Below are 15,045 nucleotides of genomic sequence, written 5' to 3'. Positions count from 1 at the left end.
GCCGGCACGCCGACCGTGCTGCACTCGACCCGCTGCGCTTTAAAGAAATCCTCACACGCCATTGGCTGGCCGTCCATTGGGGGCGCGCGTCGATCTTTTGAAATGTTGCTAAATCTCCACTGCGTGAGATCACCTCTTTTTATGCGACGCGACTTCAGGTAAGCGCGTCACGCGTCGCCCGTGCGGCGCCCAGCGGCTGTCTGCCCCGCCGCCGCGTTGCCGGGCGCACAGCGCGTCAGTCATGGAAAGAAATATAATCGACACCTTTCGCCGGCGACGCAGCGGAACTCCGCGCCGCCCCAAGGGTCATTTTTCTGCCTCCTGACACCGTGCCTTGCGAGGCCGGTCGAATGCGGCGACGTGGGTCACGCGAGCGCCGCAGCACCCAATCCAATTTCTATAAAGCCTTGTGAGACGCCTGCCGCGCTGGATCAGCGCGCCGTCGCACGGGGCTGCTTTTTACGCAAACAATGCAACAGTCACCCTCCCGTCTGATCGAGCTGGACTTTTTTCGCGGACTGGTCCTGCTGATCATCGTCGTCGATCACATCGGCGGCAGTATCCTGTCGCGCGTCACGCTGCACGCCTATGCGTTGTGCGATGCCGCCGAAGTCTTCGTGTTCCTCGGCGGCTTCGCGACCGCCACCGCCTATGCCGCGCTCGCCGAACGGCGCAACGAGACGATCGCGCGCAGCCGCTTTCTGCGGCGCTCGCTGGAAATCTATCGCGCGTTCCTCGTCACCGCCGCACTGATGCTGCTCGTCAGCTTCGTGCTGAGCGCGTTCAGCATCGACGGGCCGAATCTCGCCACCACCGATCTCGACGATCTGATCGACACTCCGGTCGCCGCGCTGCGCGACATCCTGCTGCTGCGCCGCCAGCCCTATCTCGCCGCGGTGCTGCCGATGTACGCGTTCTTCGCGCTGCTGGTGCCGATGGTCCTGCCGCTCGCGCGCAGCAAACCGTGGCTGCTGCTGGCCGGCAGTGTCGCGCTGTGGGCCGGCGCACCGGCGATCGACGCGTATCTGCCCGCCGCGCCGGACATGCACTGGGATTTCAACCCGTTCGCGTGGCAACTGCTGTTCGTGCTGGGCGTGCTCGCGCGCTGCCAGCCGGTCTATCAGCGGATCAGCGCGCACCGTCTCGGCTGGGTCGTCAGCGTACTGGCGTTCGCCGTGGTGGCCAGCGCGGCTTACTACAAGCTCCTTGTCGAACACGAACCGCTCGCGAGCAGCCTCAAGCAGAACCTGTCCTATTTGCGAGCGGTCAACTTCCTCGCGATTGCGTGGCTCGTCGCGAATCTGATCGAGCTCGGCTGGGCGAGGAAGCTCGCGCAATGGCTGCCGTGGGTCGGCCTGATCGGGCGCAAAGGGCTGCTGTGCTTCATCGCTGGCGCCGTGATCTCGCTGGTGGTCGACTCGGTACTGTATGCGGCCACCGACGGCTATCTGAACTATCCGCTCGGCCTGCTCGCGGACGCGATCGCGGTCGGTGCGCTGTGCGCCGTCGCGCTCGGCGCAGAGCCGCTCAAGCGCTGGGTCGGACGCTTCGTGGGCACGCGCCTGCGGACCTGGCCTTGAGCTTTGGGCTTTGAGCTGGACGCTGAGCGCAACACGTGCGCTCACCACCGCAGTCTCAAATCCGACGCCGATGCTGATAGCATGACGACCGCGCGAACTCCGCGTCAGCTTTCTATCCCGACATGCGTCCACTCCGCCATCTCGCACTGGTTTTGCTCTTCGCCGCCGGCCTGCCGGCGTTCGCCAGCACCGTGATCAGCCGCAGCTTCCATTCGGATACGCTCGGCCGCGACTGGAGCTACACGATCTACCTGCCGAGCGGCTATCGCCCGGACGCAGCGCGCATTCCGGTGCTCTATCTCCTGCATGGCAACAACGGCGACGCCAACGACTGGCTCACCCAGGGCCGCCTGCAAAGCGCCGCCGACACGCTGATCGAGCGCAAGGAGATGCCGCCGGTCGCGATCGTGATGCCGCAAGGGGGCACGGACTGGTACGTCGATCGCAAGGAGAAGATGGAGAGCGCGTTCTTCGACGATCTGCTGCCCGAGATCGAAGCACGCTATGCGGTAGCGACGCAACGTGGCGCACGAATGGTCGGCGGCGTGTCGATGGGCGGCTTCGGCGCGTTGCGCTACGCGCTGACGCGACCGGAACTGTTCTGCGGCGTGCTGCTGCTGAGTCCGGCGATCTACCCGAACGAGCCGCCGCGCACGTCGGCCGCGCGCCGCGTCGGCGTGTTCGGCGACCGGCAGTTCGATGCGCGCATCTGGCATGAGCTCAACTATCCGGCGCAGTGGGATCACTACATGAGCCAGCCGTACCGTCTGCCGATATTCATCGGCTCGGGCGACGACGACCTCGCGATCCAGGCCGATGCGTCGTCGTTGTACACGCATCTGAGGCTGGCGGGCAATCCGGCGACGCTGCGCATCATCGACGGCGGCCACACCTGGGATGTCTGGAGCGCGCTGTTGCCCGCCGCGCTGAAATACACGCTCGGCTGCGTGAAGCCGCCGGCGCTGGAGCATCCGTCGAACCAGCGGCCGTGACGGCTTCGATCGACCGGCGAAACAGGCGCGAAGTGCGTGCGAAAGGCCTCGCGCAAAGCGCCTTGAAGGCACACCCTTAAAGGGCTCATGAGGGGCTCATGAGGGGCTCATGAGGGGCTCATGAGGGGCTCATGAGAGGCTTATGAGAGGCTTATGAGAGGCTTATGAGAGGCTTATGAGTGGCACGCGAGAGGCACGCGAGCCACGCCTGAAATACGCAAAAAAACCGCGCGCCTAACGCACCAGATCGGTCCACATGACCATCAGCACCGTCATCAGCGCGGGGCCGATGAAGATGCCCAGCAGGCCAAACGTCTGCGCCCCGCCGAGAATGCCGAACAGCACGAGCAGGAACGGCAGCCGCGTCGAGTTGCCGATCAGCACCGGCCGCACGAAATGCTCGGCGACAAAGACGACGATCGAGCCGAACACGGCCAATCCGATGGCCGCGACCACCGAGCCTTGCGTCAGCAGCCACAACGCCGCGAGGCCAAACACAATCGGCGCGCAGAACGGCAGCATCGCGGCAATCGCCGTGATGAACGCGAGCAACGCGACGTGCGGCAAGCCGGTCACGAAATAGCCGACGCCCAGCAGCGCGCCCTCCCCGAGTCCGACCACCACCAGCCCCGACACCGTGCCGCGCACCGCCGCGGCCATGCGTTGCACGAGCGCGGCGCCATCGTCGCCGAAGCCGCGCCGCGCCGCCTTGATCAGCGAACCGGACAGCCGGGGCCCCGCCTGGAAAACCACGAACAGCGTGATCAGCATGAATCCGAACACCATCACCGCATGCACCGCACGTGCGCCGAAATGGCGGCCAAGCGTCATGACCGTGGTGCTGTGCAGCCCTTTCATTGCGGCCGAATCGCGCAAAGGCTGGCCGAGATTGGCCTGCCACCACGCCGAAATCTGCTGCACGCCGAACGGCAGACGCTCGATGAAATCCGGCATCGCGATACCGGTTTCCTGCACGCCCTTGAACCAGTCGTTCAGGTCATGCGCTTCGCGCAGCGCCTGGGCGATGCCAATGCCGACCGGCAGCACCACCAGCAACGCGATGGCCAGTGTGAGCAGCGCGGCGATCAGCGTGGTGCGGCCGCTGAACCAGCGGTGGCCCTCGACCATGCGCAGCAGCGGCCACAGCGCGATCGCGAGCACGCCCGCCCATGCGACCACCACGATGAAATCGCGCACCACCCACAACGCCAGCAACACCAGCCCGATATACAGCACGAGCGACGCCGCCTTCTGCTTTTTCAGGCGTTCCGGCGTAGTCGGCTGGTCGGGAAGGGTATTGGGTGGGCGTGAAATCATGTGAACTCTTGTTTGTCGGGAGATGTGCGCGAGCCGACCGGAAATTCGCAAACCCGCTACACTTGCGCTCGCCAATCGACAGCCCACATCTTAAAGGAAGCGCCGGCGCCCTTTGCGGGGCGGCACTGTCGTCGCGCTGCGGACAACACAGCGTTGCAAAAATCCTCGCTATTAAAAATTCGCCTCATACCGGCCTCGAAGGCCAGTCATCTCGAGCGATCTTCACGATCAAGCGGCATTATTGCTATTTGAAGAACAGTGTTTCAACCCGGGCAGAATGGCTATCCGGTGCGCGCGGGACTACATTCCGCACAGCACAATACGGAGCCGATGACAATGACCTTAGAGTCCATCCCCCTTGACGGTACCAATGGCGTACGCATCGAAATTCTCGAGCGCTCCGACACGACGCTGGTGATCCGCTGGGTAGAGCCGGGGCGTTGTCATTACGGCGAGCAGCGCTGGCGCCGCCGGTCCGCGCATACGTCCGGCACTTGCGCCGTGTCGCGCCGCAAGATTCGCCGCGGCGACGCGGTGTTCAAGCCGGCGGAACGGCCGGCGCCGTCGAACGCGTCCGCGATGATCTGTGCGGAGATCCTTGGCGCGCTGGCAGAGGCGGCCTGACCGCCCAATAGCCCGATAGCCCGATAGCCCGATCGTCCGATCGCGCGGTCGACTTCAGTCTGTCGCTTCACGCTGCTCGAGTCCGCTCCCGCCCTGCTGCGGCCTTGAGTGGCATATTTGCCGGCATTGAGCGCATAGCGCCGCCAGACCCCGCCGACCTCTCGCCCGCCTCGCCCATCTCGCCCGTCTCGCCCCTCTCCCCCGCCTCCCACCCGCCTTTCGCACGACCCGCACCGCGCCACCGGCGTCGCGCCGCGGGTCGCCCCCCAGCAAGTCGCCCCAGCGGCTCGCCCCATCTGATTGCGGCCCTGCGCCACGTGCGTTAAGGTGGACTTCATTGCGTCAGGTCAGCCGTCGGCTCCACGCGCCGCGCTATCGTGACCCGCCTTTCCACCCACCGCGCCGCGCCCGTTGCGGCGCCGTTTGAGGGCCCACCATGGCAGAAGACACGCAGGCAACCCGAATGGCCACCGCGCCGTCGGCTCCACCCGTCGCACCGCAACAGTTCTCCGTCGACGTACTGGTCGAGAAATACGCCAAGGGCGGCGAGCAATCGGCCGACGACGTCTTCAAACGCGTCGCCCGCGGCGTCGCCCAGGCCGAACCGCCGGAACTGCGCGAATCGGTGGAGGCGCTGTTCGTCGACAATCTGCGCCACGGCGCGCTAGGCGCCGGCCGCATCATGAGCGCGGCGGGCACCGGCATTGGCGCCACGCTGATCAACTGCTTCGTGCAACCGGTCGGCGACGCGATCCAGGGCGTCGACGAACAAGGCCTGCCCGGCATCTACGTCGCGTTGCTGCAGGCCGCCGAAACCATGCGCCGCGGCGGTGGCGTCGGCTACAACTTCTCGGCGATCCGACCCAAGGGGGCGCGCGTTCACACCACCAGTTCGTCGGCATCGGGACCGTGCAGCTACATGGATGTGTTCGACGCCTCCTGCCGCACCGTCGAAAGCGCCGGCTCGCGGCGCGGCGCGCAGATGGCCGTGCTCGACTGCAATCACCCCGACCTGCTCGAATTCATCGAAGCCAAACATTCGAAGGGCCGCTGGAACAACTTCAACGTGTCGGTCGGCGTGACCGATGAGTTCATGTGCGCCGTCGAAGAAGACCAGCCCTGGCAACTGGTGCATCGCGCCGAGCCGTCGCCGGCACTGCGCGCGGCCGGCGACGTGCGGCAACGCGAGGACGGCCTGTGGGTCTACAGCGAGCGGCCGGCCCGCGCGATCTGGGAGCGCATCATGCGCTCCACGTATGACGTCGCCGAGCCCGGCATCGTGTTCATCTCGCGGATGAACGAGGACAACAATCTGCGCGCCGTCGAGACCATTCGGGCCACCAACCCGTGCGGCGAGCAACCGCTGCCCGCATATGGCTGCTGCAATCTCGGGCCGTTGAACCTCACGCGCTTCGTGGTGGACCCGTTCGTGCAGATGCAAGGCCGCCAGCCTTCGTTCGACTGGGACGGCCTCGCGCAACGCACGCGCACGCAGGTGCGCTTTCTCGACAACGTACTCGACGTCACGCTGTGGCCGCTGCCGCAGCAATACGACGAGTCGCGCGCCAAACGGCGCATCGGTGTGGGCTTCACCGGCCTCGGCGACACGCTGGTGATGCTCGGCCTGCGCTACAACTCGCAGGAAGGCCGCGACTTTGCGGTGCGCATCGCGCGACTGATGCGCGACGAGGCGTATCGCGCGTCGGTGGAACTGGCGAAGGAGCGCGGCGCGTTTGCGCTGTTCGACGCCGAGCGCTATCTGGAGCCCGGCACGTTCGCGTCGCGTCTGCCCGACGACATTCAGCAGGCGATCCGCCGCGACGGCATCCGCAACAGCCACCTGCTGTCGATCGCGCCCACCGGCACCGTGAGCCTGGCGTTCGCGGACAACGCGTCGAACGGTATCGAGCCGGCCTTCTCGTGGACCTACACGCGCATGAAGATGATGGCCGACGGCGGGCGCGAATTATTCGACGTGGAAGACTACGCGTACCGGCTCTATCGCGAGCTCGGCGGCGACATCGGCAAGCTGCCGGACTATTTCATCAGCGCGCTGCAAATGTCGGCGCGCGACCACCTCGACATGATGGCGGCCGTCCAGCCTTATGTGGACACGTCGATCTCGAAGACTGTGAACGTGCCGGCCGACTACCCGTTCGAGGCCTTCGAAAGCCTCTACTTCGATGCGTGGAAAAGCGGCCTGAAGGGTCTCGCCACCTATCGTCCGAACGAAACGCTCGGCGCCGTGCTCAGCGTGAGTCCGTCGCAAGCGGACGACGTGCTCGCCGAAAGCGACCTCGACCCGCTGCGTATCGCGATCGATCATCGGCCCAGAGGCGAATTGCCGGCGATCATCGAGAAGGTCGAATATCTGACGCAGGCCGGCAAGAAGTCGCTCTACGTGGCGGTGTCGTTCATCGAGGTGACCGGGCGTCTCGCAGGCGAGGACGTGACCATCGAACGGCCGATCGAATTCTTCATTCCCACCGGCCAGCGCGACGAATCGCAGCAATGGATCACGGCGACGATGCGCTCGCTGTCGCTTGCCGCCCGAGGCGGGTTCGTCGCGCGCAACCTGCAGGACATGCGCAAGGTCTCGTGGGATCGCGGACAGGTCCGGCTCGGCGAAGTGCAACGTCTCGACGGACATCGCTCGCCACGCTGGCACGATTCGGAAGTGGCCGCGCTCGCGTTTGCGATCCAGCAGATTCTGCATCGGCGTGGCTTCCTCGACGCCGAGGGCAATCAGGTTCCGTCGCGCATGCTCACGCGTTTGCCGCGCGGACAGATGAAGGCGGAGCTGGCGTTGTCGGCGGACTTCGGCATCCGTCCGCCTCCCGCTGATGCCGATGATGCCGCGTTGACGCAGACCGGCGGCATGCTGGGACTGCATACGATGCAAGGCCGCAAATGCGGGTCTTGCGGAGCGAATGCGGTGATCCGCAAGGACGGATGTGATTTCTGTACCGCGTGCGGTGAAGTTGGGGCGTGTGGGTAAATGCCAGCGAGCGGGCCGGCGGGCGCTTGTGTGAGTTGCCCGAACGAAAGCGCCGACTGCTGCATGCGAAGCGGTATAGCCGCGGCGACCGATGGCAGTCCGTGGCCGGAGGGCGCTGCAGTGCTGCGTCATCATGCGGGTGCCGTCATACCCAGCCGGGAGGGCGCGTGGCATAATCTCGCACCATCCCATTCGGCATGTCATTGCGTCCCGTATGCTGCGCCGTCGTTTCCGGAAGATCGGCAGTCTTCCAGGATTGCTCGCAATCCTGATGACGTCGCTCGCGCCGGCGATCTCGCAGGCATTGGCCGCGCAAGATCACGTCGACGCGCTTCTGACGAGCTACTGCACCGCTCAATCCAAGACCCTTGAGGATTCGCGCGGCCAGGCTTCACACGATTCGATCTCGCATCTGGAGGCATGCGGCTACTGCAGCCTGCTGTCCCATACTCCAGCACTTCCGACGGCTGAAGCAACATTCGTCGCAACCGTTCGCGTCATTCAGCACCGCGAGGCGACCCGCTTCGAGAGCCTGCGTCGCGCATTGCCGCTCACGGCAGCAAAGCCCAGAGCACCGCCTTTCGCATCCTGATTCATCGTCATAGTTCGTGATGGAGAAACCCGTCACGTAATCTGCATGCGCCGCGCAAACGGTGGCGCATGCATCATGAACGTCGTGAAGGATGATCATGCGCCTCCATTGCTGCTCGGTCCTGTGCCGCGCGCACGCCTGGCCGTGCCTGCCGCGCTCGTCTGCGCGCTCGTCTGCGCGCTCGCCTTTCCCGCCGCCGTCCACGCGCACGCGATCGCGGGCGATCGTGTGTTCCCGGCCACGATGGCCGTCGACGATCCGGGCGTCGGCGACGAGATGAATTTTCAGTTTGGCCATATCAAGAACACGAACGACGACGGCAACGACGTCAACGTCAACGTCAACGCCGCGTCATTCGAATGGGACAAGCTGATCACGTCAAACCTCGCGTTCAGCATCGGCAGCACGTATATCAATCAGAACGCGCCTGAGGGCGGATCGGCGAAGGGGTTCGACAACCTCGAGGTCGGCCTGAAATATCTGGCGTACGTCAATCCGAAACACGAGTTCATGGTATCGGTCGGCGTGAAGGCGTCGCTCGGCGGCACCGGCGCCCGGTCGGTCAGCGATTCCTTCTCGACGATCTCGCCGGCCGTGTTCTTCGGCAAGGGCTTCGGCGACCTGCCGGACGCACTCAGGTATCTGCGTCCGCTGGCGCTCACCGGCGCGGTTTCGCCGAACTACACGACGAATGCGTCCGCGCCGGATTCGCTGGACTGGGGCCTCACGCTTCAGTACAGCATTCCGTACCTGCAGTCGTCCGTGAAGGACCTCGGCCTCGGCCAGCCGTTCAGCAACCTCGTGCCGATCGTCGAGTTCCCGATGAACACTTGCACCAGTGGCCCCTGCTCGGGACAGACGACCGGCACGATCAACCCCGGTCTGCTCTGGCTGACCCGCTGGGGCCAGTTCGGCGTCGAGGCGCAGATACCCGTCAACCGCGCGTCGGGCCGCCACACGGGCGTACTCTTGCAAGCGCACCTGTATCTGGACGACATCTTCCCCAACTCTATCGGCAAGCCGCTCATTCACCCATGAAAACCATCCATTGCATTCGCGGCGCGTTAGCGGCGCTCGTATTCGTCATTGTGCAGGTCGCGCAAGCCCATGCGTTTCCGAAAGTGCAGCAGCCGGCAGCAGGCGCCACGCTCACGACCGCGCCGCACGCGGTGTCGATCGAGTTCGACGAGGCCCTCGAGCCTGCGTTCAGTTCGATCACCGTCGCCGACAGCCAGGGCAAGTCCGTGGCCGAAGGCAAATCGGCCGTCGATGCCGGCAACCACAAGTTGATGAAAGTCGCGCTGTCGCCGCTCGCGTCCGGCACGTACGTCGTCACGTGGGTCGCCGTCGCCAACGATGGGCATCGCACGCAAGGTCACTACGCTTTCACGGTGAAGTGATGTCCGCTGCCGCATGCGTGTGGGGACGGGCGCCGCATTGCGAACCGGCCGCATGACTCGCGCCCGACGCGGCGCGTCGACAGCATGGGGCGGCCTGATTTCGATCTGACTTCGATATGGCGGGTTCCTGCCTGGAATGACGCCGTCAGATCGGCGTCAACACCGGCTCGCCCGCAAAGTGCCGCGTCGCGTTGCGCAGGAAGTTGTCGACCGAGGCCGTGATCGCCTCCGGCGAGCGGCCGCCCACATGCGGCGTCAGTACCACGTTGCGCAGCGCGAGCAACGCCTCGGGCGGCTGCGGTTCGCCTTCATAGACATCGAGCGCCGCGCCGGCAATCGTCCCGGAGCAAAGCGCCCGCGCCAGCGCTGCGGTGTCCACCACGCTGCCGCGCGACACATTGACGACGAACCCTTGCGCACCCAGCGCCGCGAGCACCGTCTCACCGATCAGATGCCGCGTGCCTGCCCCACCCGGCGTCGTCACCACCAGAAAATCACACCACTGTGCGAGCCCTTGCATGCTGTCGAAATAACGCAACGGCGAGTCTTCACGCGGCTTGCGATTGTGATAGCCGATCTCCATGTCGAAGCCGGCGCCGCGACGCGCCACCTTCTCGCCGATATTGCCAAGCCCGACGATCCCCAGGCGCTTGTTCGACACGTTCGGCTGCAACGGCAACGCGTCGCGCCACACGCCTGCGCGCGTGGCCTGATCGAGTTGCGGCACGTCGCGCACGATCGCAAGCAGCAATGCGAACGCATGATCGGCCACGCAGTGGTCGTTGGTGCCCGCGCCGTTGGCGAGCGCGATAGCGCGCGAACGGGCGTGGTCGACGGCAAGGTTTTCGTAGCCGGCGCCTAGCGCGCTGATCAGTTCGAGCTGCGGCATCTGGTCGATTTCCGCGGCGCTCAGCCCGGTCGTGCCGTTGGTCAGCACGGTGCGGATCGTCGCGCCGTGCGCGGAAATCGCGGCGTCGCGCTGCGCGGCGTCGGGTGCATAGATGACGTCGAACGCCCCCTCGATGCGAGCGCGACTAGTATCGTCGAGGTGAATCAGAACCAGCAGGGATGGCTTCATGACGGCGTGGCGGTCGGCAGCGTAGCAAAAGGAAATCCGTGGCCGTCGAGTGTAACAAGGCTCAAAAAACTAGGCGCAAAAAGGCGCGCTGCCGGCGGCGAGCGTGTGCACCCGGCTGCCATGCAACCCGCGGCCCGAGACTGCCACGAGCGGACCCGCAGCGAGGCGCGGGCTCCTCGTCAGTGCAACCGCCACCGCAATCGACCGCGCGCTCAACCCGGCAGCTTCGCAGCCAGCACGTCCACCTTGTTGATGCTCGGCGGCGACGCCAGCAACTCGCCGGCCTTCGCCATCAATGCAGCCGCCACCTTGCCGTTCAGATGCGCGTCGCGGCCGGCTTCGTCGGGAAAGGCGTCGAAAATGCCGAAGCTGGACGGCCCCAGCTTCAAAGCGAACCACGCAGTGGTGGCCGGCTCCTGTTCGACGAGCGGCAAGCCGCCGAGCAGAAACGCCTCGACCTCCTGTTCCTTGCCGGGCTTGGCTTCGAGATGAACGTACAGCGCGAGTTTGACCATGACACGACTCCTGATATGAGGCGCAGACAGTGGAACCGCTTTGCGAGCCTTCACAAAGCGCGAGGAAACACGCGGGATCGTTTTGCTATCTGACGAGTATAGGCCGCGGCGCTAAAACGGCAGGCGCGGCCGGTAGCGCGACCGGTTTGGGCTGCCGTGGCATCCGGTGCCGCATGCATGCGGCCGGCGCGCGTCCGCTACAATTGCACGCCCTGGAGTCATCGGCCGCCCGTTGCGGCCTGGAAAGCAAATCATGTCGACAATTCCCGCCTGCCCCCAATGCTCGATGGACAACACTTACCCGGACGGTGAAAATTACGTGTGCCCGGATTGCGCGCACGAATGGCCGATCAACGCCCCCGCCTCCGCCGACGAGACCAGCGAGCGCGTGATCAAGGACGCCAACGGCAACCCGCTGGCCGACGGCGACGCCGTGGTGCTGATCAAGGATCTGAAGGTGAAAGGCTCGTCGATCACGCTGAAAATGGGCACCAAGGTGAAGAGCATTCGCCTCGTCGGCGGCGATCATGAAGTGGACTGCAAAATGGACGCTGGCAACTTCATGTTGAAGGCGGCGTATCTGAAGAAGGTCTGATCGAACGAGCCAAGCCCGGGGCAGCGCCAACGAGGAGCGACACCGATGTTTTCTCATCTATTTGTCGGCATCAACCAATTCGAGCGTGCTTTCGATTTTTATCAGCCGCTGATGGACACGCTGGGCCTGCAACTCAAGTTCCGCGAGGACGACCCGGGCTGGGCCGGCTGGATGGCGGCCAATGCGCCGCGTCCATTGTTCCTGATCGGCAAGCCCTACGACGGCCGCCCCGCCGCAGCCGGCAATGGCCAGATGATCGCCCTGCTCGCTGCCGACCGCGCGACGGTCGATCGGGCGCATGCCGCTGCGCTCGCTCACGGTGGCGCTTGCGAGGGTCCGCCAGGTTTGCGTCCGCAGTATCACGCGAACTATTACGGCGCCTACTTTCGCGACCCCGACGGCAACAAGCTATGCGTCGTTTGTCACAAGCCCGAAACCCCGGCAATGCCTGCCGTGGCGCAAGGCAGCGACTAGGCGAGCGCAAAGCGCAATTCGAAGCGCGTCCCGCATTTGTCGGCGCGGCTTCGAAATAATCAGCTATCCTGACGAGTTATTCGCGCAAATCGACCGGCTCGCGTTCGACGCACAACGCCGCATGCTCCGCACAGGACAGAAGCAGAATCTTCTCCGCGATATGGCTCAAGCGGTTCAGCTCATCGAGATTCGGTTCGTCACACCGCGCTTGCGATACGCCTACACCGCGGTCACGTAGCGCGCCACCGGCTTCGACACGCGTGGCGGCGGCGCGTCATACACCGTGCGCATGCGCTTGACCTCGTCGACCGGACTCAGGCCGAACAGCCGCTTGAACTCGCGGCTGAATTGCGACGCACTCTCGTAGCCGACGCGCGCCGCGGCCGCGCCCGCATTCAAGCCATCCTGCACCATCAGCAAACGTGCATGATGCAAGCGGGTGGTCTTTACATATTGCATCGGCGAGGTCGCCGTCACCGCTTTGAACTGCGCATGAAACACCGCGAGGCTCATGCCTGCCTCGGCGGCGAGCGTATCGACGTCGAGCTGCCCGTGATAGTCGGCATGGATGCGCCGCAGTGCTTTCGCGATCCGGCCGAAATGATTCTGGTGCGTAAGCGCCGCGCGAATCGCATCGCCCTGCTCGCCGGTCAACACGCGATAACAGATTTCTCGCACCACGCCGGGCGCGAGAATGCGCGCGTCGAGCGGCGACGCCAACGCTTCCATCAGACGCTGCACGGCATTGCTCAGCGCCGGGTCGAGCAGCGTCGAATAGATGCCGGCCGGTTCGTGCTGCGTGGCGCCCTGCGTTTCGTTGAGCGCCATCAGCAATTCGGCCACCATGGTCAGATCAACGCGCACGGAGATCGCGAGAAACGGCTCCTGCTCACTCGCCTCGGTCTCGCACTCGAACGGCAACGGCACCGACAATACCAGGTACTGCTGCGCATCGTACTGGAACACCTGATCGCCGAGATAGCGCGCTTGCGGCCCTGGCAGACGATCACGATGCTTGGCTCGTACATGACCGGCATGCGCGGCATCGGACTGTTTGCGCGCATCAGGCTGACGCCTTCCAGGTTCGTGCGGGTCATGCCGGAATTGGGTGCAAGCGCGTCGAACAGGTCGAGCAAGCGCTGCTGCGCGGGATCGATCGTGACGGATTCAGCGGCGTGGACGGACATGACGATATAGTGACAGGCAAGAGAATAATGCCTGAAATTTAGCACCAAACAGCCTATCGCGCTTCCCGCCAGGAGTTTTAGGCAAATCTTCAAGACATTCAGGTATTCCCGGAGAGTTGACCCGCTCCTATCATGGGAACCCTGCCGGATCACCTTTCCCACGCTGCGCCGAGCCAGTTGCCCCACGGGGTCGATTCAATTATCGATTCAGTTGCCGACCCGATTATCGATTCACTGCGTCGACGAATCCGTCAGCCACGGCCCGGCTCGATGATCCCGGTTCATGGCAGGGTTGGTCGCATCGGCAACACCGGTTGCCCATCGCAGACGCCTTGCACCATCACCCTCTTTGCTGGAGCTATCCATGAGCACGACTTATGCCTATGCAGCGACCGCCGCAACCGCGCCGCTCGCCCCGTTCGAAATCCAGCGTCGCGAACTGCGCGCTCATGACGTGCAGATGGAAGTCCTGTTTTGCGGCGTGTGTCATTCCGATTTGCATCAGGCCCGCAATGAATGGAAGAACACGGTGTTTCCGGTGGTGCCGGGCCACGAGATCGTCGGCCGCGTGAGCGCGGTGGGTCCGGACGTGACGAAGTACAAGGCTGGCGATCTGGTTGGTGTCGGCTGCCTGGTCGATTCGTGCCGCACGTGCGCGAGTTGCGAGGAAGGTCTCGAGCAGTATTGCGAAAACGGTTTTGTCGGCACGTATAACGGTGTTGACCGTGTCGACGGTCAGATCACGTATGGCGGCTATTCCACGCAACTCGTCGTGGACGAGGCATTCACGCTGCGCATACCGGACCATCTCGACCCGGCCGGCGCCGCGCCATTGCTGTGCGCGGGCATCACGACGTATTCGCCGCTACGCACGTGGGGTGCTGGCCCCGGCAAGAAGGTCGGGATCGTTGGCCTCGGTGGCCTCGGCCACATGGGGGTGAAGCTTGCGCGCGCGATGGGGGCGCATGTCGTGCTGTTCACCACGTCGCCGTCGAAGATCGAAGACGCGAAGCGGCTTGGCGCGCACGAGGTGGTGATTTCGAAGCATCCGCAAGAGCTGGAAGCGCATCTGAACAGCTTCGATTTCATTCTGAATACCGTTGCCGCGCAGCACGATCTGAATCCGTTTCTTAGTCTGCTCAAGCGCGATGGCACGATGACGCTGGTCGGCGCGCCGGAGCACGATCATCCGTCGCCGCAGGTATTCAATCTGATCATGAAGCGTCGCCGCCTGGCGGGGTCGCTGATTGGCGGGATTGCGGAGACGCAGGAAATGCTGGATTTCTGCGGCGAACATGGGATTACTTCTGATATTGAGGTTATTCCGATGCAGGGGATTAATGTTGCTTATGAGCGGATGCTCAAGAGTGATGTGAAGTATCGGTTTGTGGTTGATATGGATTCCTTAAGGAAGTAGTGGTTTTTTTGCCCGCGCAGCGGCTTTTTTTTGCGCCTGCGGCGCGGGCTTTTGATTGGATATGGTTTTGCTGGCCGTGGGGATTCCTTCTTCTGCGGTGTTGTTGGTTTTTGTTTGTTGCTCTCTTTTTGCCTCGCTCTGTGGCTTTTTTGGTTGTGTGCCTTGTGGTGTGGGCCTTTTCTTGAGTTGCTTGTGGTGTTGGTCTTTCTTTGGGTTGTTTTGTGGTGTGGGCCTTTCCTTGATTTGCTTGTGGTCTGTCTCTTATACACATCTGAC

At 64.0% G+C, this 15,045-nt stretch carries 14 protein-coding genes and 1 pseudogene; 10 read left to right on the top strand and 5 right to left on the bottom strand.

The genetic code is table 11. From position 1 onward, the window contains the following. Positions 1-470: 470 nt before the first annotated feature. Together BN2475_RS10885 and BN2475_RS10880 are read left to right on the top strand one after the other, a co-directional pair. Positions 471-1,580 (top strand): OpgC domain-containing protein, encoded by a 1,110-nt coding sequence (locus BN2475_RS10885; RefSeq protein ID WP_094779541.1) that lies wholly within the window; start codon positions 471-473, stop codon positions 1,578-1,580. 122 nt (positions 1,581-1,702) lie between these two features. Next, positions 1,703-2,572, top strand: a complete 870-nt coding sequence (locus BN2475_RS10880; protein WP_094779540.1) for an alpha/beta hydrolase — start codon at positions 1,703-1,705, stop codon at positions 2,570-2,572. Between the two features lie 234 nt (positions 2,573-2,806). Here the strand turns inward: BN2475_RS10880 and BN2475_RS10875 are convergent, their stop codons facing one another. Further along, positions 2,807-3,889, bottom strand: a complete 1,083-nt coding sequence (locus tag BN2475_RS10875) for an AI-2E family transporter (protein WP_094779539.1) — start codon at positions 3,887-3,889, stop codon at positions 2,807-2,809. Positions 3,890-4,225: 336 nt separating this feature from the next. Between BN2475_RS10875 and BN2475_RS10870 the strand changes: the two genes are divergently transcribed. The 5 genes from BN2475_RS10870 to BN2475_RS10850 all read left to right on the top strand — a co-directional run bounded on the left by BN2475_RS10870 (position 4,226) and on the right by BN2475_RS10850 (position 9,503). Next, a complete protein-coding gene (locus tag BN2475_RS10870; RefSeq protein WP_094779583.1) occupies positions 4,226-4,513 on the top strand; it encodes a DUF3331 domain-containing protein in 288 nt (95 codons plus the stop codon). A gap of 436 nt (positions 4,514-4,949) precedes the next feature. Next, positions 4,950-7,511 carry an adenosylcobalamin-dependent ribonucleoside-diphosphate reductase gene (locus BN2475_RS10865; protein ID WP_094779538.1) on the top strand — a complete coding sequence of 854 codons (2,562 nt, stop codon included), beginning with the start codon at positions 4,950-4,952 and terminating at the stop codon, positions 7,509-7,511. A 214-nt stretch (positions 7,512-7,725) separates the two neighbouring features. After that, positions 7,726-8,103 carry a DUF2946 domain-containing protein gene (locus BN2475_RS10860; protein ID WP_094779537.1) on the top strand — a complete coding sequence of 126 codons (378 nt, stop codon included), beginning with the start codon at positions 7,726-7,728 and terminating at the stop codon, positions 8,101-8,103. A gap of 75 nt (positions 8,104-8,178) precedes the next feature. Next, positions 8,179-9,141, top strand: coding sequence for a hypothetical protein (locus BN2475_RS10855; RefSeq protein ID WP_174641927.1), 963 nt, complete (start codon positions 8,179-8,181; stop codon positions 9,139-9,141). Next, positions 9,138-9,503 carry a copper resistance CopC family protein gene (locus BN2475_RS10850; RefSeq protein WP_094779536.1) on the top strand — a complete coding sequence of 122 codons (366 nt, stop codon included), beginning with the start codon at positions 9,138-9,140 and terminating at the stop codon, positions 9,501-9,503. The genes BN2475_RS10855 and BN2475_RS10850 overlap by 4 nt, the downstream gene beginning before the upstream one ends. A 145-nt stretch (positions 9,504-9,648) precedes the next feature. On the opposite strand, the gene BN2475_RS10845 is transcribed toward BN2475_RS10850, so the two are convergent. Together BN2475_RS10845 and BN2475_RS10840 are read right to left on the bottom strand one after the other, a co-directional pair. Then, on the bottom strand, positions 9,649-10,581 hold the full coding sequence (locus tag BN2475_RS10845; RefSeq protein ID WP_094779535.1) for a 2-hydroxyacid dehydrogenase: 933 nt from the start codon (positions 10,579-10,581) through the stop codon (positions 9,649-9,651). Between the two features lie 212 nt (positions 10,582-10,793). Next, positions 10,794-11,096 carry a putative quinol monooxygenase gene (locus BN2475_RS10840; protein WP_094779534.1) on the bottom strand — a complete coding sequence of 101 codons (303 nt, stop codon included), beginning with the start codon at positions 11,094-11,096 and terminating at the stop codon, positions 10,794-10,796. A 253-nt stretch (positions 11,097-11,349) separates the two neighbouring features. Between BN2475_RS10840 and BN2475_RS10835 the strand changes: the two genes are divergently transcribed. After that, positions 11,350-11,691 carry a zinc ribbon domain-containing protein YjdM gene (locus BN2475_RS10835; protein WP_094779533.1) on the top strand — a complete coding sequence of 114 codons (342 nt, stop codon included), beginning with the start codon at positions 11,350-11,352 and terminating at the stop codon, positions 11,689-11,691. A gap of 45 nt (positions 11,692-11,736) precedes the next feature. Beyond that, positions 11,737-12,165 carry a VOC family protein gene (locus BN2475_RS10830; protein ID WP_094779532.1) on the top strand — a complete coding sequence of 143 codons (429 nt, stop codon included), beginning with the start codon at positions 11,737-11,739 and terminating at the stop codon, positions 12,163-12,165. Between the two features lie 219 nt (positions 12,166-12,384). Here the strand turns inward: BN2475_RS10830 and BN2475_RS10825 are convergent. Then, a pseudogene (locus BN2475_RS10825) lies at positions 12,385-13,352 on the bottom strand (AraC family transcriptional regulator). A gap of 364 nt (positions 13,353-13,716) precedes the next feature. On the opposite strand from BN2475_RS10825, the gene BN2475_RS10820 reads away from it, so the two are divergent. Next, positions 13,717-14,769, top strand: a complete 1,053-nt coding sequence (locus BN2475_RS10820; RefSeq protein ID WP_094779531.1) for an NAD(P)-dependent alcohol dehydrogenase — start codon at positions 13,717-13,719, stop codon at positions 14,767-14,769. Here the strand turns inward: BN2475_RS10820 and BN2475_RS35005 are convergent. Next, a partial coding sequence (locus BN2475_RS35005) for a hypothetical protein (protein WP_218023689.1) occupies positions 14,714-15,045 on the bottom strand: 332 nt, incomplete at its 5' end. The two genes, BN2475_RS10820 and BN2475_RS35005, sit on opposite strands and share 56 nt — an antisense overlap.

Origin of the sequence: Paraburkholderia ribeironis (genome assembly GCF_900019265.1) — a bacterium.
GTDB lineage: Bacteria > Pseudomonadota > Gammaproteobacteria > Burkholderiales > Burkholderiaceae > Paraburkholderia > Paraburkholderia ribeironis.
The sequence above is the reverse complement of the archived record's forward strand: the minus strand, read 5'-3'. Positions and strand labels throughout refer to the sequence as shown.